This window comes from Flintibacter porci, from assembly GCF_041925195.1.
Lineage (GTDB): Bacteria > Bacillota > Clostridia > Oscillospirales > Oscillospiraceae > Lawsonibacter > Lawsonibacter porci.
In genome coordinates this window covers 196539-220821 of record NZ_JBHEVB010000005.1, presented here as the reverse complement: position 1 = coordinate 220821, position 24283 = coordinate 196539, and the positions used below count along the sequence as shown (strand labels likewise).

21 protein-coding genes are annotated in these 24283 nt (G+C 60.3%); 16 read left to right on the top strand and 5 right to left on the bottom strand.

Annotated features, from left to right (window positions below; translation table 11 throughout):
* Window positions 1-54 precede the first annotated feature (54 nt).
* Window positions 55-2229 (bottom strand): ATP-dependent zinc metalloprotease FtsH, encoded by a 2175-nt coding sequence (ftsH, locus tag ACEVJL_RS07335; RefSeq protein WP_374737346.1) that lies wholly within the window; start codon window positions 2227-2229, stop codon window positions 55-57.
* A 252-nt stretch (window positions 2230-2481) separates the two neighbouring features.
* Between ftsH and rlmB the strand changes: the two genes are divergently transcribed.
* The 3 genes from rlmB to ACEVJL_RS07320 are packed head-to-tail and all read left to right on the top strand — an operon-like array spanning window position 2482 to window position 6106.
* Window positions 2482-3267 carry a 23S rRNA (guanosine(2251)-2'-O)-methyltransferase RlmB gene (gene rlmB, locus ACEVJL_RS07330; protein ID WP_110442079.1) on the top strand — a complete coding sequence of 262 codons (786 nt, stop codon included), beginning with the start codon at window positions 2482-2484 and terminating at the stop codon, window positions 3265-3267.
* A gap of 33 nt (window positions 3268-3300) precedes the next feature.
* On the top strand, window positions 3301-5565 hold the full coding sequence (locus ACEVJL_RS07325; RefSeq protein WP_374737345.1) for a hypothetical protein: 2265 nt from the start codon (window positions 3301-3303) through the stop codon (window positions 5563-5565).
* A 19-nt stretch (window positions 5566-5584) separates the two neighbouring features.
* On the top strand, window positions 5585-6106 hold the full coding sequence (locus ACEVJL_RS07320) for a GNAT family N-acetyltransferase (protein WP_235395481.1): 522 nt from the start codon (window positions 5585-5587) through the stop codon (window positions 6104-6106).
* A gap of 35 nt (window positions 6107-6141) precedes the next feature.
* Here the strand turns inward: ACEVJL_RS07320 and ACEVJL_RS07315 are convergent, their stop codons facing one another.
* A complete protein-coding gene (locus tag ACEVJL_RS07315) occupies window positions 6142-6711 on the bottom strand; it encodes a biotin transporter BioY (RefSeq protein WP_235395479.1) in 570 nt (189 codons plus the stop codon).
* Window positions 6712-7006: 295 nt separating this feature from the next.
* Between ACEVJL_RS07315 and ACEVJL_RS07310 the strand changes: the two genes are divergently transcribed.
* The 7 genes from ACEVJL_RS07310 (at window position 7007) to ACEVJL_RS07280 (ending at window position 13528) form a co-directional block, all read left to right on the top strand.
* Window positions 7007-8233 carry an S-layer homology domain-containing protein gene (locus ACEVJL_RS07310; protein ID WP_374737343.1) on the top strand — a complete coding sequence of 409 codons (1227 nt, stop codon included), beginning with the start codon at window positions 7007-7009 and terminating at the stop codon, window positions 8231-8233.
* Window positions 8234-8343: 110 nt separating this feature from the next.
* Window positions 8344-8586 (top strand): YaaL family protein, encoded by a 243-nt coding sequence (locus ACEVJL_RS07305; protein WP_110442075.1) that lies wholly within the window; start codon window positions 8344-8346, stop codon window positions 8584-8586.
* Window positions 8583-8843 carry a pro-sigmaK processing inhibitor BofA family protein gene (locus ACEVJL_RS07300; RefSeq protein WP_020989885.1) on the top strand — a complete coding sequence of 87 codons (261 nt, stop codon included), beginning with the start codon at window positions 8583-8585 and terminating at the stop codon, window positions 8841-8843. The genes ACEVJL_RS07305 and ACEVJL_RS07300 overlap by 4 nt, the downstream gene beginning before the upstream one ends.
* 178 nt (window positions 8844-9021) lie before the next feature.
* Window positions 9022-10488 carry a MerR family transcriptional regulator gene (locus ACEVJL_RS07295; RefSeq protein WP_374737342.1) on the top strand — a complete coding sequence of 489 codons (1467 nt, stop codon included), beginning with the start codon at window positions 9022-9024 and terminating at the stop codon, window positions 10486-10488.
* Between the two features lie 123 nt (window positions 10489-10611).
* On the top strand, window positions 10612-11694 hold the full coding sequence (serC, locus tag ACEVJL_RS07290; RefSeq protein WP_151076282.1) for a 3-phosphoserine/phosphohydroxythreonine transaminase: 1083 nt from the start codon (window positions 10612-10614) through the stop codon (window positions 11692-11694).
* 84 nt (window positions 11695-11778) lie between these two features.
* On the top strand, window positions 11779-12951 hold the full coding sequence (locus ACEVJL_RS07285; protein WP_374737341.1) for a phosphoglycerate dehydrogenase: 1173 nt from the start codon (window positions 11779-11781) through the stop codon (window positions 12949-12951).
* A 1-nt stretch (window position 12952) separates the two neighbouring features.
* Complete coding sequence (locus tag ACEVJL_RS07280; protein WP_008981575.1) at window positions 12953-13528, top strand: rhomboid family intramembrane serine protease; 576 nt, start codon at window positions 12953-12955, stop codon at window positions 13526-13528.
* 39 nt (window positions 13529-13567) lie between these two features.
* Here ACEVJL_RS07280 and ACEVJL_RS07275 read toward each other — a convergent pair whose 3' ends face one another.
* Both ACEVJL_RS07275 and ACEVJL_RS07270 read right to left on the bottom strand, forming a co-directional pair.
* Entirely contained in the window at window positions 13568-14299 is a 732-nt protein-coding gene (locus ACEVJL_RS07275; RefSeq protein ID WP_374737340.1) for an NAD-dependent protein deacylase, read from the bottom strand.
* Between the two features lie 14 nt (window positions 14300-14313).
* Window positions 14314-15210 (bottom strand): hypothetical protein, encoded by an 897-nt coding sequence (locus ACEVJL_RS07270; protein WP_374737339.1) that lies wholly within the window; start codon window positions 15208-15210, stop codon window positions 14314-14316.
* A gap of 131 nt (window positions 15211-15341) precedes the next feature.
* On the opposite strand from ACEVJL_RS07270, the gene ACEVJL_RS07265 reads away from it, so the two are divergent.
* From ACEVJL_RS07265 to ACEVJL_RS07255, 3 genes are read left to right on the top strand one after another with little or no spacing between them, the layout of a single operon-like run.
* Window positions 15342-17504: a Tex family protein gene (locus ACEVJL_RS07265; RefSeq protein WP_374737338.1), complete on the top strand. Its 2163-nt coding sequence runs from the start codon at window positions 15342-15344 to the stop codon at window positions 17502-17504.
* A 51-nt stretch (window positions 17505-17555) separates the two neighbouring features.
* On the top strand, window positions 17556-18491 hold the full coding sequence (locus tag ACEVJL_RS07260) for a dipeptidase (RefSeq protein ID WP_235395452.1): 936 nt from the start codon (window positions 17556-17558) through the stop codon (window positions 18489-18491).
* A 55-nt stretch (window positions 18492-18546) separates the two neighbouring features.
* Window positions 18547-19005: an AlbA family DNA-binding domain-containing protein gene (locus ACEVJL_RS07255; RefSeq protein ID WP_374737337.1), complete on the top strand. Its 459-nt coding sequence runs from the start codon at window positions 18547-18549 to the stop codon at window positions 19003-19005.
* A gap of 33 nt (window positions 19006-19038) precedes the next feature.
* On the opposite strand, the gene ACEVJL_RS07250 is transcribed toward ACEVJL_RS07255, so the two are convergent.
* Window positions 19039-19875, bottom strand: a complete 837-nt coding sequence (locus ACEVJL_RS07250) for an inositol monophosphatase family protein (RefSeq protein ID WP_374737336.1) — start codon at window positions 19873-19875, stop codon at window positions 19039-19041.
* Between the two features lie 90 nt (window positions 19876-19965).
* Here ACEVJL_RS07250 and spoVAC point away from each other — a divergent pair, with 90 nt between their 5' ends.
* The 3 genes from spoVAC to ppk1 all read left to right on the top strand — a co-directional run bounded on the left by spoVAC (window position 19966) and on the right by ppk1 (window position 24120).
* Window positions 19966-20406 carry a stage V sporulation protein AC gene (gene spoVAC / locus ACEVJL_RS07245; protein ID WP_235395438.1) on the top strand — a complete coding sequence of 147 codons (441 nt, stop codon included), beginning with the start codon at window positions 19966-19968 and terminating at the stop codon, window positions 20404-20406.
* A 104-nt stretch (window positions 20407-20510) separates the two neighbouring features.
* On the top strand, window positions 20511-21824 hold the full coding sequence (locus ACEVJL_RS07240) for an alpha-amylase family glycosyl hydrolase (protein ID WP_374737335.1): 1314 nt from the start codon (window positions 20511-20513) through the stop codon (window positions 21822-21824).
* Window positions 21825-22002: 178 nt separating this feature from the next.
* Complete coding sequence (ppk1, locus tag ACEVJL_RS07235) at window positions 22003-24120, top strand: polyphosphate kinase 1 (RefSeq protein ID WP_374737334.1); 2118 nt, start codon at window positions 22003-22005, stop codon at window positions 24118-24120.
* Window positions 24121-24283 lie beyond the last annotated feature (163 nt).

Sequence of the window (24283 nt, the reverse complement as noted above, 5' to 3'; positions counted from 1 at the left end):
TTGCAGAGAAAAAGCCGGGAAGCGAAGCTCGCTTCCCGGCTAAAAACCGTGCTGTTATTCCTTTGTCTCCTCAGAGTCAGAGGCGTTTTCCTCCTCCGGCTGGGCCGGGGACTGCGGTTTGTCGGAGTCGTCAGAGGCTTGATCCTCCGGCTTGGCGTCGCTGCCCTCGTCCTCCTGGGGAGGCAGAGGGGGCTTGATCTCCTCACTGACCATGTGGATATTCTTGGCGGGAGGCTCAATATCCCCGGGCAGAGGCTTTGCCTTGGCGTGGGTGGATGCGTAGGCGTCCTCCACCAGAGCGGGGTCGCGGCCCTCGATGATGGCCACCATCTCGCCGCCGGTGATGGTCTCCTTCTGCAGCAGGTACTCCACCACCTTGTGCATATCCTCCAGGTTCTCCTTGAGCAGCTCCACCGCTGCCTTGTAGCACTGGTCCAGAATGATCTTGACCTCTTTATCCATGATGGCGGCAGTCTCCTGGGCACAGTCCAGACCGTAGCCGCCGTCCAGATACTGGTTGCGGACGGAACCCAGAGCCATCATGCCGAACTCGTCGCTCATACCGAACATGGCGACCATGTTCCGGGCGATGTTGGTGGCCTCCTGGATATCCTGAGAGGCACCGTTGGTCATGGTGTGCATCACCACTTCCTCGGCGGCACGGCCGCCCATGGAGACGGTAATCTTGGCCATGAGCTCTTCCTTGGTGCGCAGGTTGGTCTTATCCTCCTCGGGCATCAGCAGGGTGTAGCCCAGAGAACCCTCGGTGTGGGGGACGATGGTGATCTTCTGCACCGGCTCGGCGTTCTTCTGCTTGTAAGCCACCATGGCGTGGCCCACCTCGTGATAGGCAACCAGCTTCTTTTCAAACTCGGTGAGCACGGAATTTTTCTTCTCGCTGCCGGCGATGACAAACTCGAAGGAAGCCAGCAGGTCCTCCTGGGTCACCAGGCGGCGGCCATGGCGCACGGCCCGCAGGGCGGCCTCGTTGACCAGGTTGGCCAGATCCGCGCCCACACATCCGGCGGTAGCTAGAGCGATCTTCTTCAGATCCACGTCCTCAGACAGCTTGATCTTCCGGGTGTGCACCTGGAGGGTGGCCAGACGGCCAGCCAGGTTGGGCCGGTCAATGGTGATGCGCCGGTCGAAGCGGCCGGGACGCAGCAGGGCCTTATCCAGCACCTCGGGCCGGTTGGTGGCGCCCAGGACGATGATACCCTTGCTGGGGTCAAAGCCGTCCAGCTCAGCCAGCAGCTGGTTGAGGGTCTGCTCCCGCTCGTCGTTGCCGCCCATGCGGTTATCGCGGGACTTACCGATGGTGTCGATCTCGTCGATGAAGATGATACAGGGGGCCATCTTGGCGGCCTCTTTGAACAGGTCACGGACACGGCTGGCGCCCACGCCCACGAACATCTCCACAAAGTCGGAACCGCTGATGGAGAAGAAGGGCACGCCCGCCTCACCGGCCACTGCCTTGGCCAGCAGGGTCTTACCGGTACCCGGAGGGCCTACCAGCAGGGCGCCCTTGGGCAGCTTGGCGCCGATCTCGGTGTACTTCTGGGGGTTGTGGAGAATATCGATGATCTCTTGGAGAGACTCCTTGGCCTCATCCTGACCGGCCACATCCCGGAAGGTGACGCCGGTCTTTTTCTCCACATAGACCTTGGCGTTGGACTTGCCTACGCCGCCGATGCCGCCCATTCCGCCCTTTCCGCCCACGCCGCGGAACAGGAAGAGCATCAGGCCCACCATCACTACCAAAGGCAGGATGTAGGACAGGAACAGGCTGAGCAGATAGGCCGAACTGTCCACTGGCTCAGTGTAGGATACGTCTGTGTGCTCCTCCAGCAGAGCAGAAAGCTCGCTGTCTTCCACTCCGGCCAGAGGCACAGTAATATACTTCACATCCTCCGGCTTCTGGGTAGAGGGAATGAGGGAGTTCATCCAGCTTTCACTCTGGCTGCTCTCCTCCTTGGGCAGTTCCACCGTCACCCCTTCCCGCAGGGTAAAGGTGTACTGGCTGGTCTCTACGTTGACCTCTTTGATCTTGTCCTCTACCAACCACTCCTTGAAGGTGGTGTAGGGCACCTGAACCGTGTCCGCATTTTCATAGGCAGACTGGCAGCTGCGCAGCAAAATGGTAAAAAACAGTGCCCAGAGGACAATACTGACCAGACCGATCACATTGCGTTTGTTGTTTCGGTTGTTATTGTTTTTTTCTGGCTTCAAATGAGAATACCTCCGTCGCTTGTTGGCACAAAAAAATGGGGAACCAGAGCCTTTCGGCCCGGTTCATCTCAGATTCGCAGTGATTACTATACCACACTCTTCCTTTAAAAACAAGAAAGAGTGCTGTAAACTTTCTGTGAAACCCGGTATTCCAGGCACAATTTTTCCCTTCCATCAGGGTGGAAAATATGGTATAGTATATTCTGTATCGCATTTTGATTTTTTACCGCTCATTTTGGAGGTTTTCAATCCATGAATAAACGTCCCCCCCTGCGCCGTTCCGCCCCCATCGAGGCGGAAAGCGACGGCGTGATCGAAGGCCGCAACGCAGTCATCGAAGCATTGCGCGCCGGCGTGACCATCGACAAAATTTTCATCGCGAAAGGCGAGACCGACGCCACCCTGGGGCATATCGCCTCCACCGCCCGGGAAAAGGGCATCGTGGTGGTGGACGCCGACCGGCGCAAGCTGGACGGCATGAGCCGTACCCACTCCCACCAGGGCGTCATCGCCCTGTGCGCGGTGCGGGAGTATGTCACCGTGGACGACATTCTCGCCATCGCCCGGGAGAAGGGGGAAAAGCCCCTGATCGTGGTGTGCGACGAGCTCAGCGATCCCCACAACCTGGGTGCGGTCATCCGTACCGCCGACGCCGCCGGTGCCCACGGGGTCATCATCCCCAAGCGCCGCTCCGCGGGACTCACCGCCGTGGTAGCCAAGACCTCCGCCGGTGCGGTGGCCCATGTGCCCGTAGCCCGGGTGCCCAACCTGGTGGCCGCTCTGAAGGAGCTGCAGCAGGCGGGCGTGTGGGTCTTCGGCACTGCCGCCGAAGGGACTACCTCCCTCTATCAGGCCGACCTGAAGGGCCCGGCCGCCATCGTCATCGGCAGCGAGGGAGACGGCATGGGCCGTCTGGTCACGGAAAACTGTGACTTCACCGTCTCCATCCCCATGTTCGGCAAGATCAACTCCCTCAACGCCTCGGCCGCCGCCGCCGTGCTTCTTTATGAGGCCGTCCGGCAGCGCGTAGGCGGATAATTATTCTCACGAACCACCACCAAGGAGCCGCTTATGCGCCAGCGTGACAAAGAAAAACCCAATAAAACCACTCCGGAGAATACGAAGCATCCCACCCAGGAGCCTGGGGAAGAGATCTATTCTCTGGAAGATATCCTGGCTGAGTATGGCACCCGGCGCAGCACGGTACGCACCGCTGTCCCCGTAAACTCTCCCCTGGACCAGCCGGAGGGCAAGGTACTGGCCTTCCCCCGGCGGCCTGCCCCGATGCCTCAAGAGGAACCGGAGGATTCGGATGCCCCGGAGGAACCAGAGACCGCTTCTCCGCCGGACCAGACTGAACAGGAGCCGGAATCTTCTTCCCAGCAGGAGGAGGAAGAGCAAGAGGCATCCCAGGAGGAGGAAGAGGAAGACGCCGGAGAAGATGATTCCGGCGTGGTGGAATTCCCCCCGGAGGAGAGCCTGCTGTCCTCTCTGCTCAAGCGTCTGGGCCGCAAGGCCGACCGGTATGCCGACCAGATGTTCCAGGAGTCGGAGGAGATGGACGAGGAGGAGATCCGCCGTCTGGAGGAGCTGATCCCCGGCACCGACCAGGAGGACGAGCCTCCCCAGCCTCAGATCCCCAGTCTGCTCTACCGTCTGCTCCACCGCCCCCGGCGGGAGGAGCCCATGCCCGAGGACATTGCCCCCCAGCAGCTGGCCCGTACATATGGAAAGGGACTCAAGGGCCTGCGCCTGCGCTCCCTGGCCATCTTCCTGCTGGCTGCGGTGGCTATATTCCAGCTGCTGGTGCCTGCCCTCAACTATGTATGGCTGCCCCCGCTGGACGACTATCAGATCCAGGTCTGGATCGCCTGCGGCCTGTTGGGCGCGGGCTTTCTCCTGTCCGCCGATGTGCTGTTTACCGGACTGGCCCGGGCCTTCCACGGCAAAGTGGGCATGGATACCCTGTGCGCCCTGTCGGTGATCTTCACTCTGGCCGATGGCTTGGTATTGGCCATGGTACAAAACCGGGAGGGCCAGCTGCCCTACACCGCCGCAGTTCTGGTGGGTCTGTTCTTTTTGACCCACGGGACCTATCACAAAAAATGCGGACTCCGTCTGGCCTGCCGCACGGCCGCCGCGGCGGCGGAGCCCTATCTCCTTACCCTGGACGAGGGCAAGTGGAACGGCCGGGACACCTACTGCAAGTGGTCCGGTGTGCCCAACGGCTTTGGCAGTCAGATCCAGACCGACGACGGAGCCCAGCGGATCTACCGCCGCTACTGTCCCATCCTGCTGCTGGCCTGCCTGCTGTTCTCCATTTTGTCCTCGGTGGCGGCCAACCGGCCTGAGTACCTTCTGTGGTGCCTGTCGGCCACCTTTACTTCCGCCGCTGCCTTTGGCAGCGCCTTGGTCTACGGCCGCCCCTTCCACAAGGTGACCCGCCGTCTCTCCCAGACCGGCGCCGCCCTGGCCGGATGGCCCGGCCTGCTCCAGACCCGAAAGGGGGACCGGGTACTGATTTATGACGGCGACCTGTTTCCTCCCGGCTATGTGGAGTTCAACGGCATCAAGGTCTTTGGCGACTACTCCATCGAGCGGGTGCTCAGCTATACTGCCACCCTGATCCGGGACTCGGGCAGCGGCCTGACCAAGCTCTTTCATGATCTGCTGCGGGCCCAAGGCGGCCTGTTCCGCCAGGCCGACCACCTGTGCTGCTATGAGGGCGGCGGCCTGTCCGCCAACATCCGTGGCTATCAGGTGCTGGTGGGCTCGGCCTCCTTTATGAATCTGATGGAGGTCCCCCTTCCCCCCGGCCTGAACGTGAAAAACGCCGTGTTCTGTGCTATTGACGGAGATCTGGCCGGCATTTTTGCCCTCAATTACAGCCTGCATGACGGGGTATTTCCTTCTCTGGACGCCCTGCTGCGGGAAAAAGTGGGGCCGGTACTGGCGACCCGGGACTTTAACATCATCCCCGCCATGCTCCACCAGCGCTTCAAGCTGGCATCGGACAAGATGGACTTTCCCCCTGTGGAGCGCCGCCGGGAGCTGTCCGACCCGGAACAGCCCCACAATCCCATCCTCACCGCCGTGCTGTGCCGGGAGGGCCTGGTGCCCTACGCCGACTCGGTGGTAGGTGCCCGGCGTCTGCGCCGGGCCACCCGCTTCGGCGCCATCCTCACCTGTATTGGCTCCACAGTAGGGGTACTGCTGGCCTACTATCTGACGGCAGTGGCCGCCTTTGGCTCGCTGTCCCCTCTGAATCTGCTGATCTTCCTGCTTACCTGGCTGCTCCCGGTGTGGTTCCTCACCAGCTGGGTGCCCCGGTACTGATGGAAAAGGAGGCCTTTTTATGATCCGACCTGCCAATCCCCAAGACCTGCCCGCCATCGCCGCCATCTACGAGGCGATTCTGGCAGAGGAGGACGCCCGTCCGGTCTCCTTCACCAACTGGCAGCGGGGCAAGTACCCCACCGTGGACACCGCCCGTGCCGCCCTGGAGGCCGGCACACTCTTTACCGCCGAGAAAAACGGTGAGGTGTACGGCTGCGTCAACCTCAATGGGGAACAGCTGCCTGAGTACGCCAACATCCCCTGGCAGTACGCCGCTCAGGACAACGAGGTGGGCGTCATCCACACCCTGGTCATTCACCCCGCCTGGTCGGGCAAGGGCAAGGCCCGGGAGTTGGTGGCCTTCTGCGAAGAGCACTGCCGTCAGCAGGGCAAGCGGGTCATCCGTCTGGACACCTATGTGAACAACCAGCCCGCCAACTCCATGTATCCCCGTCTGGGCTACCGCTTTGCGGGCACCAGTCATTTCCTCTTCCAGGGCTTTTTGCCGGAGGATCTCAACTGCTACGAAAAATTGCTGTAAAAAAACGGAGTGGACGTTACGTCCACTCCGTTTTTTCAGATTTGCAGCAGGCCCGCCTTCTCCAGCCGTCCCCGGATCATGGGGCCCATGGTCATGGCCAGAGCCATCTTCACCAGATCGCCCGCGATGAAGGGGATCACGCACATCCACAGGGCGGCCATCAATCCGGTGTTGGTGGAGAAACAGAACCAGGCCGTGCCCATAGCGTAGCACACCGCGGTTCCCAAAATCATACCCAGCAGCTGCAAAAGGCGGCTGCGGGTGTGGTCGATGACCAGACCGGCGATCACCGCCATGGGCAAAAAGCCGATGATGTAGCCTCCGGTGGGACCGGCCAGTTTCCCCAGTCCTCCGGCAAAGCCGGAAAACACCGGCACACCCACCATACCAATGAGCATATAGACAATATAGCTCACCGAAGCCCGCTTCCATCCCAGAAGATAGAGGGTGAAATAGATCACCAGATTGGTAAAGGAAATGGGTACCTCCCCGATGGGAATGGACAGGGGAGCCAGTACACAGGTCACCGCAGTCATCACGGCGATCATAGACATCACATAGATCTTTCCCCGGCTGCCGGCAGCGGGCACAGGCGATTGGGTCATTACAGTTCCTTCCTCTCTTGTCATATCGTAAACCAAATTTGAGATTAGTATACATTCCGCCGTCTCGATTGTCAACCCATTTCTTTTTCGGTTTACTTCTTGCCGTGTTACCGGTAAACAGTCTTAAATCTGGGCGCCAGCCACTTCCATCTTGCATTTTTTCTTTGATTCCGGTATAATATTTTTTCAAGATCAGGTAAAACTTTCTGATATCTTACCAGAAACCGGTCTCTTCCGGTTTCGATTTTTTCGCCGTCAATCGGCTGGATTCTATTTCATTTCGAGAGGAGCTACTATGTTGCTGCACATGAAACGCGGCCTGACTGCCGCTTTGATCCTGACATTGACCCTCACTCTGGGGGTCCCGGCCCTGGCTGCCGATCCCCTGGCGGGCGGCGGCTTTGCTCAGGTGGCCATCTCCGCGAAAAATTCCGACTCCCCCACCCTGGACCTGGATCTGGCTCTCTACCGCCGGAACAGCTCCAACGCCTTTACCAAGGTGGAGTCCATGGACTACGTCACCCCCGTCAACCGTCTGACCAAGGACATGACCTTTAACCTCACTCCCCAGGCTCAGCAGGTCACCCTGACGGTGGACTATCTCACCGACCTCAACGGAGATGGAGTATATGAGCTGCTCAGCGGCCAGGACCGGCCGGTGGGCGACGTACTCTCTGCGGACGGCAGCCTCACCAGCGCCAGCAGCGGCGTGTCCACCCAGCTGACCCAGGGCCGCACCTACTCCATCACCGGCAATGCCCTGCTCGCCCGGGGCCAGGCCGCCATCCAGGACCGCACCACCGCCGGCAGCGTCAGCTATCTGGCCGACCTGAGCTCCACTACCTCTCAGGCCGACTCTATCCTGTATATGCTTACCATCGCCTACCAGTCCCCCAGCGACAACAAAAAATACGAGCAGTGTTACTACGTGCACCTGTATGACCAGCTGCCCGCCCCCGCTGCCTCCGACTTCCGGGATATTGCTCCCAACGCCTGGTACTATGACGCGGTAGACTACGTAGTGTCCCACGGCCTGCTTACCGGCTCTACCCGCAGCACCTTCTCGCCCGATCAGCAGCTGTCCCGGGCCATGCTGGCGCAGACCCTCTACAACATCTCCGGACAGCCTGACAGCACCATCAGCCACTATGACGATGTACCCCAGACTCACTGGAGTTATAATGCGGTCTCCTGGGCTACCAGCCAGCAGCTGATGGCTGGTACCAGTCCCAAGCAGTTTGCACCTGACCGCAGCCTGACCCGCCAGGAGATGGCCCAGACTCTGTTCCTTTATGTGAAAAAGTGCGGTGTCTCCACCTCCCAGCGTGCCGATCTGAGCGGCTACGCCGACGAAGGGGATGTGGCCGACTGGGCCCGTACCGCCATGGAATGGGCAGTGGCCGAGGGCATTCTGGCCGGCCGCACGGTGGGCGGCAAAACCGTTCTGGACCCCGCAGGTTCTGTGACCCGGGCGGAATTTTCCGCCGTGCTGCAGACTCTTTGCGAGGATGTGCTGGTTTAAATTCAATTTCTTTCCGGACCTGCCTTCGGGCAGGTCCATTTTTTGTTTAGGGGTTGGAATAATTGTCCAAACTAAGCATATCCTAGCAGTGTACGAAAGGAGGGATCCCCATGGCTCAGCCGGCCCGCCCCTTTTTGTCCCGGCGCAGACAGTCCGCCGCCCTGGAGGCGGAGCGGCGGGAGCTTCTGGCCTCCCTGGCCAGCACCCGCACCCAGATCCAGCAGGCCTACGGCGGCTTCAACACGGTGTGCGACAGCGACCTGATCGAATCCTATGTCTTTGAGATCAAGGCTCTTCAGTCCCGGTACGACTACCTGCTGCGCCGGGTCAAAGAGCTGGAGTGCGCCCCATGACCGCCCCCGATGTACCCTGGCTGGCCGTCGCTCTGCTGGCCCTGTCCATCCTGGCTCTGCTCCACCGTCCCCTCGGCCGTCTTCTCCGTCTGGCTGCCCGCTCGGCGGTAGGCCTGGCGGTGCTGGCTCTGTTCAGCCAGGTGGGACAGTTCATAGGCGTCTCTCTGGGCGTCAACCTGGTCAACGCCCTCATTTTGGGCGTGCTGGGAGTACCCGGCTTCGGCCTGCTGCTGATGCTCCAGTGGGTGCTGCGTTAGTCTTTCTTCCTTTTCAGGTTTCTCATCTGGCCGCCCGCTCTGCGGGCGGTTTTTTATTTCCATCTTCTCCCTATCTTGTTATGATAAGGGTAGAAATGTGAAAAATATCTTGACTGTAAAGGAACTTGATACCCTATACTGGCACCAGAAAGGACCATATCGGGAAAGGAGCACCTTTATGACCATCCGAGAAATTGAGGACGCCACCGGCTTGCCCCGTGCCAATGTGCGCTATTATGAGAGCTTAGGCCTCATCCACCCCGCCCGAGCCGCCAACGGCTACCGGGATTACCGGCAGGAGGATCTGGACACTCTGCTGAAAATCAAGCTCCTGCGGCAGCTGGACTGCTCCCTGGAAGATATCCAGGCCCTGGAGAAAGGGACGCGCACCCTGGACCAGGTACTCTCTGAGGTAGGGGATGCCCTGGAGAAAAAAGCATCGGAGACTCAGCACGCCCCGGAACTGTGCCGGCAGCTGCGGGCCGACCGCCCCAGTTGGGACAATCTCCAGCCGAAGCGCTACCTCTTCTGGAATCCCGCCATCTCCGCGGAGCTCCCTCCCGTGCGGGACGCGTCGGATACGCTGGGCAACCGCTGTCCCTGGCGGCGGTATTTTGCCCGGACGCTGGACTATGCCCTCTGTCTCACTCTGTGGGAGCTGTTTTTATCTCTGGTGCTGCGGGTCAATATTTTATCCACGTCGTTCTGGCTGAATGTGGCAAATGTCGCCATGGCGCTGGGTCTGATGTGTGTACTGGAGGCGGCCTGTCTCCACTTTTTCGGCACCACCCCGGGCAAGGCTCTCTTTGGTCTCAAGCTAACCCGCTCGGACGGCAGCTACTTTGGTTTTTTGGATGCCCTGTGGCGTACCGGCCAGGTGGTGGTTTTTGGCCTGGGCCTGATGATCCCTCTGGTCTCCTTGATCACCTCGATCCTGGCCTTTCAGCGGTGCAGCCATCAGGTATCCCAACTCTGGGCCCTGGATGACGAGGGCTGGTCCGACCCCTCCGGCGGCTGGACCCCCTTCTTTGAGCAGAAGGGCAGCGTGCTGCGGGTCGTGGGCTATGTGGGCTGCTATGCGGCCATCATTGTCCTTACCATGCTGGCCTCTCTGGTGGCGGCTACCCCCTGGCACCATGGGTCTCTTACCGCGAAGGAATTTACCAGCAATTACAACCACCTGCTGACCTACGCCAGCGCCCCCGACTCTCCGGGCGAAAAACTGGGCACGGACGGGAAGTGGTACCAGACCGATCCCAATGTCTTTGTATTCCACACGGGCGTGGAGCCTCCCACCTTCCGTTTTACTGAAAAAGACGGCCAGCTCACCCAGGTCTCCTTCTCCATTGTCTCCGCTCAGGAAGCTTTTTTGTACGAGCCCCCCTCTGACTACGCCGTGCGCGCCGTTCATGCCCTGCTGGGTCAGCGGGAACTGCTGCCCGGCAAGGAGCTGAGCACCCTTGACCAGGAACTGCGGGAGACGGTGGCCGGAGAACGCACCTGGAACATCGACGGCTGGGACATCACCTGTCAAATGGACTTTTCCGGCTACGAGGTCTATGAGCAGTACCTGTTTCCGATCGACGGCGAGACACAGAATCTGACCTACGTTTTCTCCATCCAGGCCTCCCAGACCCAAGCCTGAGCGTGGGAGGAGAGATTTCTTCCCCGCAAGGATTGACACAACTTTGCCCCTTTACTATAATAAACAGTATTCCGGCAGGCGAGCTGTCCGGAATCAGTTTGAAAATGAAAGGGGTTCTCCCAAATGAATGAGCGTGTCTACAATTTCTCCGCTGGCCCTTCCATGCTCCCGCTTTCTGCCCTGGAGCGCGCTGGGTCAGAAATCACCAACTACCGCGGCAGCGGCATGTCAGTGATGGAGATGAGTCACCGCTCAAAGGTCTTTCAGCAGATTTTTGACGAGACCCAGGAGAAGCTGCGCCGCCTGATGAATGTGCCCGACGGCTATAAGATCCTGTTTTTGCAGACCGGCGCTTCCGGCCAGTTCTCCATGATTCCTCTGAACCTGATGGGCCCCAACGGCAAAGCTGACTACGCGGTCACCGGCAACTTCGCCGGCATCGCCGCCAAGGAGGCCGCCAAGTACGGCACCGTGAATATCGCCGCTGACACCAGCGACCGCAACCACAGCTATATCCCCACCCAGGAGCAGCTCAAGCTGTCCCCCGACGCCAGCTACTTCTACTACTGTGCCAACAACACCATCTACGGCACCGAGTGGCAGTACGTCCCCGAGACGGGCAGCGTGCCTCTGGTGTGCGATATGTCCTCTGACATTCTCTCCCGCCCGGTGGACGTGTCCAAGTTCGGCATCGTCTACGCCGGCGCCCAGAAGAACATGGCCCCCGCCGGTCTGACGGTGGTCATTATCCGGGAGGATCTGGCCGGCCACGAGCTGCCCTATACCCCCTTGATGATGAACTACAAGACCATGATCGACAAGGACTCCATGTACAACACTCCCCCCTGCTGGTGCATCTACATGCTGGGCCTGACCCTGGACTGGGTGGCCGAGCAGGGCGGCGTGGAAGGAATGGAGAAGCTGCGCACCCTGCGCTCCTCCATGCTCTATGACACCCTGGACAACTCCCGCCTGTTCCACTGCCACGCGGAGAAGGGCTCCCGCTCCGGGATGAACGTCACCTTCCGCACCGGCAACGAGGAGCTGGACGCCAAGTTCGTTCAGGAGGCCGCCGCGGCGGGCTTTACCAACCTGAAGGGCCACCGCAAGACCGGCGGCATGCGCGCTTCCATCTACAATGCCATGCCCGTGGAAGGCGTAGAGAAGCTGTGCGACTTTATCAAGGCTTTCGACAAGAATAACTGATTTTCCCGAGACCGCGGGCGTGGCCCGCGGTCTCACCACATAGACATACAAATTTGAATTCACTCCAGATTCGAGGTTATTATTATGTATCGTATCAAAACTCTGAACAAGATCTCCTCCGCCGGCCTGGACCAGCTGGACAAGAGCCGCTTCCAGGTGGGCAATGACGTGGAAAATGAGGACGGCATCCTGGTGCGCTCTGCCGCCATGCACGACTATGTCTTCCCCGATGCTCTGCGGGCCATCGCCCGGGCGGGTGCCGGCACCAACAATATCCCCATCGACCGTTGCTCCGAGAACGGCATTGTGGTCTTCAACACCCCCGGCGCCAACGCCAATGCAGTGAAAGAGCTGGTCATTGCCGCCCTGCTCATCGCCTCCCGTGACATTCTGGGCGGCGCCGAGTGGGTGCAGGAGCAGGCTCACACCCCCAACGTGGATCTGGCCGCCGCCGTGGAAAAGGGCAAGAGCGCCTTTGTGGGCCCCGAGCTCTACCGCAAGACCCTGGGCGTCATTGGTCTGGGCGCCATCGGCGCTTTGGTGTGCAACATCGCCCTGGACCTGGGCATGGACGTGTACGGCTATGACCCCTTCCTGTCGGTGGATGCCGCTCTGCGGCTGGACCGCCACGTGCATGTGGTAAAGAGCGTGGACGAGCTGTACAAGGTCTCCGACTATATCACCATCCATGTACCCTACACCAACGACACCAAGGACTTCATCAACGCCGAGGCCATCTCCAAGATGAAGGGCCAGGTGCGGGTGCTGAATCTGGCCCGCGGCGGACTGGTCAACGACGACGACATGATCGCCGCTCTGGAGTCCGGCCGGGTCGCCAAGTATGTCACCGACTTCCCCAACGACAAGATCGCCCTGGTCCACAACGTCATTGCTCTGCCCCATCTGGGCGCTTCCACCCCTGAGAGCGAGGAAAACTGCGCCCGCATGGCCGCCGACCAGTTGAAGGACTATCTTATCAACGGCAACATCAAAAACTCCGTCAACCTGCCTAACGTCCACCAGGATTGGAGCGGCATCTCCCGGGTGTGCCTCATTCACAAGAACATCCCCGCCATGCTGACCAAGATCACCACCATTCTCTCCGATGAGGGAGTCAACGTGGAGAACCTGACCAACAAGTCCAAGAAGGACTACGCCTACACCATGGTGGACCTGAACGGCCGCATCAAAGACGCGGTGGCTGACGAGCTGCGTGCGATCCCCGGCATGATCCGGGTGCGGGTGATCAACCACTGAGATGAAGGAACTGCGGATCCAATATAACTCCCCGGTGGTGCTTACCTTCTTTCTTCTCTCCCTGGGCGCGCTGGCTCTGGGAGAGTTTACCGGAGAACGCACCACCTGGCTGCTGTTTACCGTCTATCGCTCCCCTCTCACCGACCCGCTGACCTATCTGCGCATGTTCACCCACGTGCTGGGACATGCGGACTACACTCACTTTATGAGCAATATGATGCTCTTTCTGGTGGTGGGGCCGCCCTTGGAGGAGAAGTACGGCAGCAAGCGGCTGCTGGGCTGCATCGTGCTCACTGCCTTTGTCTCCGGGCTGGTGCAATTTATCTTCTTCCCCGCCACCGCCCTGCTGGGTGCCAGCGGCATCGTATTTATGATGATCGTCCTCTCTTCCCTGGCGGGCATGCGCAATGGCTCCATTCCTCTGACCCTGATTGTGGTGGTCATTTTGTATCTGGGCGGCGAGATCGTAGACGCCGTCACCGCCCAGGACAACATCTCCCAGCTGACCCACATTATAGGCGGCCTGTGCGGCGCGGCCATGGGTTTTGCCATGAGCCGTCCCCACCGCCGTCGCTGAGCATAAAAAAATTGGCAGGTCGTTTGACCTGCCAATTTTTTATACCTTGATCTGGTCCAAAATCTCTCCAATGGGACCGGAGAGAACCAGGTCTGCATTTTTATCATAGGGAGTGGTGGACTTGTTGATGAGCACCAAGCGGTGGCCCTGGTAGTAGTTCACCAGCCCGGCGGCGGGATAGACCACCAGGGAGGTGCCCCCGATGATAAGCATGTCCGCCTGCTGAATGTCGCTCAGCGCCCCCTGGAGCACCCGGGAGCTGAGGCTCTCCTCGTAGAGGACCACGTCGGGCTTGATGATGCCGCCGCAGCTGCACCGGGGCACCCCCTGGCTGTCGGCGATGGCAGAGACCGGGTAGTCCCGGCCGCAGGCCATGCACCGGTTTCGCAGCACGCTTCCGTGGAGCTCCCACACCCGCTTGCTTCCGGCGGCCTGGTGCAGGCCGTCAATGTTCTGGGTCACGATGCTCTTAAGCTTCCCCGCCGCCTCCAGCTGAGCCAGCTTTTTGTGGGCAGCATTGGGCTTAGCGGTGAGACAGAGCATCTTATTGCGGTAAAAACGGTAAAATTCCTCCGGGTCCCGGTCAAAAAAGCTGCGGCTGAGGATGGTCTCCGGGGGATATTTGTACTGCTGATTATAAAGGCCGTCCACACTGCGGAAGTCGGGAATTCCGCTCTCGGTGGACACACCCGCCCCGCCGAAAAAGACGATGTTTCGGCTCTCGTCAATCCATTTCTGCAAGGTCTCCAGCTGCTCTTGATAGTCCTTCATGGTTCCTTCCTCCTCTATATTCCGGCCAGCAGCTTCTCCCGCTCCTGCTGGAGGGACTGCTTGGTATTCTTTTGTCCCTCCAATTCCCGGCGCAGTCCGTCCACCAGAGCCTCCACTTCGCACAGGGTGTTGGTTACCCCTTCCCGGGTCTGTTTTTCTCCTTCCGGCTCAAACAGATCGGAAAACAATTGCTCCAGGAAACAATCGGCAAAGGCAGAATACCCCTCCAGGTCTACAAGAGGCACATCTTTTGGGGTCAGTCCGGCCAGTTCTGTGCGCAGACGGCTCAGCGCTCCCCGGGTGTCCCGGGCATAGGCCTGGACCGTCTGCATGCTGATATACCCTCCCGGCATATCCCAGCCCCGGCCTTTGGCCTGCTCCAACGCACCGGCCAGCTCTTTCAGCCGCTTCAGCGCCTCTTCTCCCGCCTGAAGAGCCTCCTGCTCCTCCCGGATCAGGCGGTCCGCCGTCCCCATCTCCCGGGCGATCTCCACCAACCGCGGAACCTGGCTGCTGCCGGTACAGCACAAATACTGCTCCTTTTCCTTCAAAAGAGCCTGATACCGGCTCTCCTGCTGCTCCAGTTTGGCCCGTTCCTCCTTCACGTCCCACAGACGGTCCTCCAAGTCCCGCAGGTCCCACTCGGCTTCCTCATACCGCGCCCGGGCCTGGGCCACCTCCTGTTTGTCCCGGCGAAGCTTTCCGGTCTCGTGCTCTGCCTCCCGGCCGGAGGCCAAAAAGGCCTCCTTCTCCTCTGCCCGGTTCAGCCGCTCAAAGGCCTCTGCCGCCTTTTTGCGCTGCTGGAGATGCTGCTTCCCCAGGTCGGCCAGCATGGCATCCAGCTTTCCCGCCCGGTCCAGGTCCCGCCGCACCTGTCTGAGCTCTTGGTCGATCTGGCTCAGCTCCCGCATAGTCCTCCCCCTCTCCTGTTTATTATTTTTATTATATCACGTCCGCCCTGGCTGCGTCTCAATTTTTTCTGGACTTTCTTTCCCGCTTTCGCTACACTTATGAGTAATCGGATAAAAAGGAGCGTTTCTCCATGGATCAGATCATCGAAACTCTCTCCGCCGAGCTGGGCCGCCCTGCCCAGCAGGTGGAAAACGTGGTCACCCTCATTGACGAGGGAGCCACCATTCCCTTTATCGCCCGCTACCGTAAGGAGCTCCACGGCTCCATGGACGACCAGCTGCTGCGTCAGCTGGCGGAGCGCCTCCAGTACCTGCGCAACCTGGAGCAGCGCAAGGGCGAGATCAAAACCTCCATTGAAAATCAGGGTAAGCTCACCGATGAGCTCTCCGCCGCCATCGACGCCGCCAAAACCCTGGCCGAAGCGGAGGACCTGTACCGTCCCTACAAGCAGAAACGGCGCACCCGTGCCACCATCGCCCGGGAGAAGGGGTTAGCCCCCCTGGCCCAGCTGCTCTTCTCCCAGAGTCGGGACTGTCCCGCCCCCGAAGCGGCGGCTGCCGATTTCATCGACCCGGAGAAGGGGGTAGACAGCATTGAGGCCGCCCTCCAGGGAGCCAGCGATATCATCGCGGAGGAAATTTCCGACGACGCCGCCATCCGCAAGGAGCTGCGCTCGCTGTTCCTTCGCCGGGGCTTGGTGGTGTCTAAGGCGGCAGACAAGGAGCCGGAGGACACGGTGTACCGCCTCTACTACGACTTCAAGTGCCCGGTCAGCCGCATCCAGGGCTATCAGGTACTGGCCATCAACCGGGGCGAGCGAGAGGATGTGCTGAAGGTCTCGGTGGAGCTGGACGCGGAGACCGCCTACGTGGCCGTGCGCCGCGCGGTGCTGGTCCCCGGCGCGCCCTCCATGGCCTTTGTCCGCGCCGCCGCCGATGACGCCTACGACCGCCTCATCGAGCCCTCCCTGGAGCGTGAGATCCGCAGCCACCTCACCGACCAGGCCAACGAGGGGGCCATCCACATGTTTGCCCTGAACCTCAAGCCCCTGCTCATGCAGCCTCCGGTCAAGGGCAAGGTGACCATGGGTCTGGACCCGGGCTACCGCATGGGATGTAAAGTCGCTGTGGTAGACGGCACGGGCAAGGTGCTGGACACGGCGGTGGTCTACCCCACCTATGGAGAGCGCCAGAAGCAGGAGGCCATCCAGAAGCTGTCCGCCCTGGTGAAAAAGCACCACGTGGAGCACATCGCCATCGGCAACGGCACCGCCAGCCGGGAGACCGAGAAGATGACGGTGGAACTCATCCAGAAGCTGGGGGGCGGCGTGTCCTATATGATCGTCAGCGAGGCGGGAGCCAGCGTCTATTCCGCCAGTAAGCTAGCTGCCGAGGAGTTCCCCCAGTTTGACGTGAACCTCCGCAGCGCCGTATCCATTGCCCGGCGGCTCCAGGACCCCCTGGCCGAGCTGGTAAAGATCGACCCCAAGGCCATCGGCGTGGGCCAGTACCAGCACGACATGCCTCAGGCCCAACTGGGCGAGGCCCTGGACGGGGTGGTGGAGGACTGCGTCAACGCGGTGGGTGTGGACGCCAACACCGCCTCTCCCTCCCTCCTGCAGCGGGTGTCCGGTCTCAACGCCACCACCGCAAAGAACGTGGTAAAGTACCGGGAGGAGAACGGCGCCTTTACTACCCGCAAGCAGCTTTTGAAGGTCCCCAAGCTGGGTCCCAAGGCCTTTGAACAGTGCGCCGGCTTCCTCCGGGTCCCGGAGAGCAAGAGCGTGCTGGACCACACCGGAGTCCACCCGGAGAGTTACGCGGCAGCGGAAAAGCTCCTGGCCGCCTGCGGCTACACTCTGGAGGACGTGAGCAAGGGACAGATCGGCGAGCTGAAGCAGCGGGCGGAGAAACAGGGGCTGGACGCTCTGTCGGAGGTCTGCGGGGCGGGCGTGCCCACCCTGGCCGACATCATCAAGGAGCTGATGAAGCCGGGCCGTGACCCCCGGGACGAGCTGCCTCCCCCCATCCTCCGCACCGACGTGATGGAGGCCAAGGACCTGAAACCGGGCATGGAGCTTCAGGGCACGGTGCGCAACGTCATCGACTTTGGCGTATTCGTGGACATCGGCGTACACCAGGACGGCCTGGTCCACATCAGCAAGCTGCCCCGGCGGGTGAAGCACCCCAGCGAGCTTTTGTCCGTAGGGGATGTGGTAACGGTGTGGGTTTTGTCGGTGGACGAGGGGAAAAAGCGCATCAGCCTCACCATGAAAAAGCCCGGCGAGGGATAACCTTCCACACCGGAGCCATAGAATGTGGAAAACCGGAAAGGAGAATCCCCCATGCCTGTGTTCGATCTCCACTGCGATACCCTCACCGCCTTTATGAGCCCTCTGCGCTGCCGGGACACCCTGGACGATCCCTGCTCCGCCTTTGCTCTGTCGAAAGTCCAGACCATCCTCTGGTGTCAGTGCTGCGCCGTCTTTGTCCCCGACGGTCTCACTCCCCAGGAGGCGCTGGGCTACTATCGCTTTCATCAAAACAGCTTCCAGCGGCAGCTTCTGGACCGCACCTGTCAGGCCTCTGCTTGCACCACGGCCCAGGAAATATCTTCCGCCTGGGAGCAAAAGAAAACCGCCCTGGTGCTGACGGTGGAAAACGGCTCTCTGCTGGGGGCGGGTCTGGAGCATGTGGAGGAGCTGCGCCGGGACGGGGTGCGGATGGTGACTCTCACCTGGAACGGAGAGAACGCCTTGGGCTCCGGTCACGAGACCGACCACGGCCTTACCCCTCTGGGCAAGGAGGCGGTCCGGGCTCTGGAGGAGGCGGGCATCACGGTGGACGTGTCCCACCTCAACGACACCGGATTCCGGGACGTACTGGAGATAGCTGAAAAACCGTTCGCCGCCTCCCACTCCAACGCCCGCGCCGTCTGTGCCCACCGTCGCAACCTGGAGGATTGGCAAATCCGGGAGATGGTGATACGAAACTGTATCATCGGTCTTAATTATTACAGTCCGTTTTTGCGCTCCGACGGAAACGAGGCAGATTTTGACGACCTGTACCGCCACATCTGCCACTTTCTGGAATTAGGAGCCGAGAACTGTCTGGCTCTGGGCTCCGACTTTGATGGAGCCGACCTGCCCCCCTGTCTGGACGACTGCCGCAAGGTGCCCGTCCTGGGGGAGTACCTGATGAACCGTGGTCTAAGCCGCTCCCTGGTAGAAAAAATCTTCTGGCAAAACGCTCTAGAGTTTGCCCAAAAAAATTGGCAGTAACGCCTTGCGCCCCCTTTTTCTTCCGAGTATACTGGAGAAAAAGGGGGCGATTTCTGTGCTGGATGAGCTGGACTTTTTGGAGGAATACCAGGAGGACAACCGCATCGAGGCCAAGCGTGCCCAGGGCGGTCTGCCCCACAGCCTGTGGGAGACCTACTCCGCCTTCGCCAACACCCTGGGGGGTGTCATCCTGCTGGGGGTGGCCGAGGGAGCGGACAAGTCCCTCTACTCCGTGCCTCTCTTCGATCCCCAGGAGCTGGTGGACGAATTCTGGGACATGGTGAATGACCCCACCGTAGTCAGCGCCAACATCCTCCAGCCGGAGGACGTGCAGATCTTCCGCAGCGGGAAAAACGACATCGTAGCCATCTTCGTTCCCCGTGCCTCACAGAAAGACCGCCCCGTCTACATCGGCGGCGACCCCTACGCCGGCACCTACTACCGCCGGGGCGAGGGGGACTGGCGCTGTCCCCGCCACGAGGTGGATGCCATGCTGCAAGATCAAAAGGGATAAAAAAGGGATCTGCCCAAGGCAGATCCCTTTTTCTTATTGGTGAATGAGCGCCAGCAGCTCGGGGCCAATGTGGCCGTTGGCCGCCATCACACTGCTGGGGCCGTCCAGGGTAAGGGGCTTGCCCTCCGCGGTGGTGATCATGCCTCCCGCCTCCTGGACCAGGAGCATCCCCGCTCCAAAGTCCCAGGGCTTCAGACCTCCCTCCACATAGCCGTCGATCCGGCCCGCCGCCACATAGCACAGGCAGATGGAGGCCGCGCCGATGCGCCGTACGTCGTGGCTGGCGTCATAGATGGCCCGCATCCAGGTAAAGGTGCGGTCGGCCAGGTGCCGCTCGCCGGGATTGGTGCCCACGTCCACCAGGCTGTCACTGAGGTGCTGAGCCCCGCTGACATGGATGGGCTGTCCGTTGCAGAAGGCCCCGTGTCCCTTTCGGGCGGTGAACAGTTCCCCGGCATAGGGGTCGTAGATGAGGGCCATGGTTACCTCGCCTCCCTCGGCCAGGGCCAGGGACACCGCGCTGTGACAGTAGCCGTGGATCAGGTTGGTGGTGCCGTCCACCGGGTCCAGAATCCACACCGCACCGGACAGATCCACCTGGGAGTTGTCCTTCTCCTCCCCCATAAACTGCACCTCCGGGGCGATCTCCGCCAGCCGCTTCTGCAGCATGGTCTGCACCTCCAGGTCCACCTGGGTGACAAAGTCGGTGGCTCCCTTCTGACGGATATGTCCCGCCATATCCCGCCGGGCAAAAAGCTCTCCCGCCTCCCGCACCGCCTGGGATGCCTGCTCCAACAATTTCTCTGTATCCAACGCCATGACCGTCTCCTCCTCGTCTATGCCGGATTCCCGTATGGTTTTCGTGGTCATTATAGCACGTCCCCCTTCTGAGAAAAAGAGGACAATGCGCATATTTCTTCCGGTTTTCGGGCATGCTGGCAAAAAAGGAGGCGGTCATCCTTGGACATCAGCAAACAGGAATATAATCAGCTTATTCAGGCTCACGCCCGTCCCTCTCCCCTGGTGCGGGATATGCTGTGGGCTTTCTTTGTGGGGGGCGCCATCTGCACCCTGGGTCAGGTGCTGCGCAATCTGTACGAGAGCCTGGGACTCTCCGGCGACGACGCAGGCATCGCCGTATCGGTGACCCTCATCTTCCTCTCTGCCCTTCTCACCGGCCTGGGCCTTTTTGACAAGCTGGCCAAGCACGCAGGGGCTGGCACCCTGGTTCCCATCACCGGCTTTGCCAACGCCATGGTCTCTCCCGCCCTGGAATTTAAGAGTGAGGGCTATATTACCGGCACCGCCGCCAAGTTCTTTGTAGTGGCCGGACCGGTGCTGGTATTCGGGATCAGTGCCAGCGTGATCTATGGTCTCATCTGTTTTTTCTTTGGCCTTTAATTTTGTTCTGTGCAGAACCAACAAAAATTCTTCCTTTTCACCGGGGGCTTCTTGTGCTAAAATAGAAACAGTCCATTTCCCCTGGGAAAGAAAGGAAGATGTTTATGTGGGCGGAAAATAGTGTGTTTTACCAGATCTACCCCCTGGGCTTCTGCGGAGCCCCAAAGGAAAATGACGGCGTCACCGTCAACCGCATCGGCAAAATCGCCGATTGGGCGGACCATATCCAGCGTCTGGGGGCGGATGCGGTATACCTCTCCCCCATTTTTGAAAGTGACCGCCACGGCTACGATACCCGGGACTACCGGAAAATCGACTGCCGTCTGGGCACGAATGAGGACTTCGCCAAGGTGTGTGAGACCCTTCACGCCCATGGCATCCGGGTGGTGCTGGACGGCGTGTTCAACCACGTGGGCCGCGGCTTCTGGGCCTTTAAGGACGTGCAGGAGAAGAAGTGGGATTCTCCCTACAAGGACTGGTTCCACATCCACTTTGACGGCAACTCCAACTACAACGACGGTTTCTGGTATGAGGGCTGGGAGGGCCACTTCGAGCTGGTGAAGCTCAATCTCCGCAACCCCGCCGTGGTGGACTATCTGCTGGACTGCGTGCGCTCCTGGGTGGAAGAGTACGACATCGACGGCCTGCGCCTGGACGTGGCCTACTGCCTGGACCACGACTTCCTGCGCCGTCTGCGCCAGTTTACCAACAGCCTGAAACCGGAATTTTTCCTGGTGGGTGAGACCCTTCATGTGGACTACAACCAGTGGGTCAACGACCAGATGCTCCACAGCTGCACCAACTATGAGTGCTACAAGGGCCTCTACTCCAGTCTTAACTCCATGAACCTCTTTGAGATCGTCCACAGCCTGAAGCGGCAGTTTGGGCCGGAGAACTGGACCCTCTACAAGGGCAAGCACCTGCTGTGCTTCTGCGATAACCACGACGTGACCCGGGTGGCCAGCATCCTGCAGGAGCCCCGCCATCTGCCCCTCATTTACGGACTGATGTTCGGTATGCCCGGTATCCCCTGCCTGTACTACGGCAGCGAGTGGGGCGCCAAAGGGGAGAAACGGCCCGGCAACGACGATGAACTGCGCCCCTGCTTTGAGTCGCCGGAGTGGAACGAGCTCACCGACCTCATCGCCGCCATGGCCAAGGCCCACCGGGAGAGCGACGCCCTGTGCCACGGCGACTTCCAGGACGTGGTGCTCACCAACCGCCAGACCATCTTCCAGCGCAGGACCGACAAAGAACGGGTACTGGTGGCCATCAACGCCGACTCCCAGCCCTATGTGTCCCACTTCAACGCAAACTGCGGCCGGGCGGTGGATCTCATCACCGGCAAGGACCACGACTTCGGAGGCGGCAGCGAGCTGCCCCCCTACTCGGTGGCCTTCTGGAAGTGTGAGTGCTGAGTTTTATCTGTTTTCCGCGGATGCCGGACACCCTCCGGCGTCCGCGGTTTTTTCTTCCATTTAACAAAATCTCCCTCAACTTTTTAACCTGGCTGTGGTATACTGAAATGGAGTATGGATACCGTGCCCTCCACTGGGAATGGCACGTGTGTGGATCGAAAGAAAGAGGGATCACTGTATGCCGAAAATCGTGGATACCCGCTATACCCAGGACCGTGAGCTGTCCTGGCTGCGGTTTAACGAACGTGTACTGGAGGAGGCCAAGGACGAGAGCGTGCCTCTTATGGAGCGGCTGAAATTTGCCGCCATCTTTACCAGCAACCTGGACGAGTTCTTTATGATCCGGGTAGGCTCTCTGTGCGACCTGACCCTGGTGAAGGAGCCCCACTTTGACGCCCGTACCGGTCAGACTCCCGACCAGCAGCTCTCCGCCATCTACCAGGCGGTCACCCCCCTGTACAAGATGCGGGACAAAGTGGTGGACCAGCTGGAAAAGCGGCTGCGCACCTGCAACATCTGCCGCATGACCATGGACGAGATGGACACCAAGGAGCGCAAGCAGGTGGAAAACTGGTTCCGGGACGAGCTGCAGCCCATTCTCTCTCCCCAGGTGGTGGACTCCCGCCACCCCTTCCCCCACCTGTCCAATAAGGTGCTCAACATCGTGCTGCGGCTGCAGAGCGACGGCCAGGAGGCCCTGGGTCTCATTCCCATCCCCCAGAGCCTGCCCCCCTATTTTGTCCTGCGGGAGCGTGGTGTGCGGTACATCCTCACCGAGGACGTACTGCTGGAGTACGCCAAAAAACTCTTCCCCACCTTCAGCGTCCAGGGCAAGGCGGTCTGCTCCGTCACCCGCAACGCCGACATCAGCCCTGAGGACGAGGCCTATGACGTGGACGAGGACTACCGTCAGCACATGCGCAAGATCGTGAAAAAGCGCAACCGTCTGGCTCCGGTGCGTCTGGAGATCCAGAGCAGCACCCGGGACGAGAAGGCCATTGAATTTTTGTGCAGCAAGCTCAAGCTCAGCCGGGAGCAGGTCTTTTTCTCCAAATGCCCCCTGCGCATGAACTACGTCTTCTCTTTGGAGGGTCTGCTGCCCCCGGAGAGCAAATCCGCCCTGTGCTATCCTCCCTACCCCCCCCGCTTCCCCGCCTGTCTGCGCCAGGATGAAAAAATTCTGCCCCAGATCCTGCGCCACGACGCGCTGCTGTTCTACCCCTTCGAGTCCATGGACCCCTTCCTCCATCTGGTGCGTGAGGCGTCCTCCGACCCCAACGTGCTCTCCATCAAAATCACCATCTACCGCCTGGCCTCCAAGGCCAAGCTGGCCGAGTACCTGTGCGCCGCCGCCGAAAACGGCAAGGAGGTCACCGTGCTCATGGAGCTGCGCGCCCGCTTTGACGAGCAGAACAACATCCAGTGGGCCGAGCGCATGGAGGAGGCGGGCTGCACCATCCTCTACGGCACCGAGGGGTTCAAGGTCCACTCCAAGATCTGTCTCATTACCCGCCGGGAGCGCGGAAAGATCCAGTACATCACCCAGGTGGGTACCGGCAACTACAACGAAAAGACTGCCAAGCAGTACACCGACCTGTGCCTGATGACTGCCCGGCCCGAGCTGGGCGAGGACGCAGCTGTGCTCTTCCGGAACATGGCCATCGCCAACCTGAGCGGTGACTACAAGCAGCTGCTGGTCTCCCCCTTCCAGCTGCGGGACAAGGTGCTGGAGCTCATGGACCGGGAGATCAAAAAAGGTTCCGAGGGCTACATCTTCCTGAAACTCAATTCCATCACCGACCGCAAGCTCATCGACAAGCTGGCTGAGGCTTCTCAGGCCGGAGTGGAGGTAGTCATGAACGTGCGGGGCATCTGCTGCATCCGTCCCGGAATTCCCGGTCTCACCGACCACATCACCATCTTCTCCATTGTGGGCCGCTATCTGGAACACACCCGCATCTACCGGTTTGGCCGGGGAGACAACGCCGATCTGTTCATCTCCTCTGCCGACTTTATGACCCGGAACACGGAGCGCCGGGTGGAGGTGGCCTGCCCCGTGCTGGACCCCCAGGTGCGCCGCTCCATCTTCCATATCTGCGACGTGCTGGTATCCGACAACGTCAAGGCCCGCCAGCTTGGTCCCGACGGACAGTGGAGTCCCCGCAAGACCGGCGCCGCCCCCTGCTCCAGCCAGGATGTGTTCCTGGAGGAGGGTATGGGAACCACCTACCAGGAGCCCGCCGCCCATCCTGCCAAACGCAAGAAGGGTCTGCTGAGCCGTCTGTTCAAACGCTGAAGTCTTTCCTTTGCCTGCCGTGTCTGACACGGCAGGCTTTTTTTGTATTTTTTCCCGAAAAGGCAAAGACTTCCCCGGAAAAATCCACAATTCCCCGCCGGCTTTGCATTTGAAAAATCTGCCTTGGCAGCCTTGGAATCTCCGTCCTGTTTGCGCCGGGAAA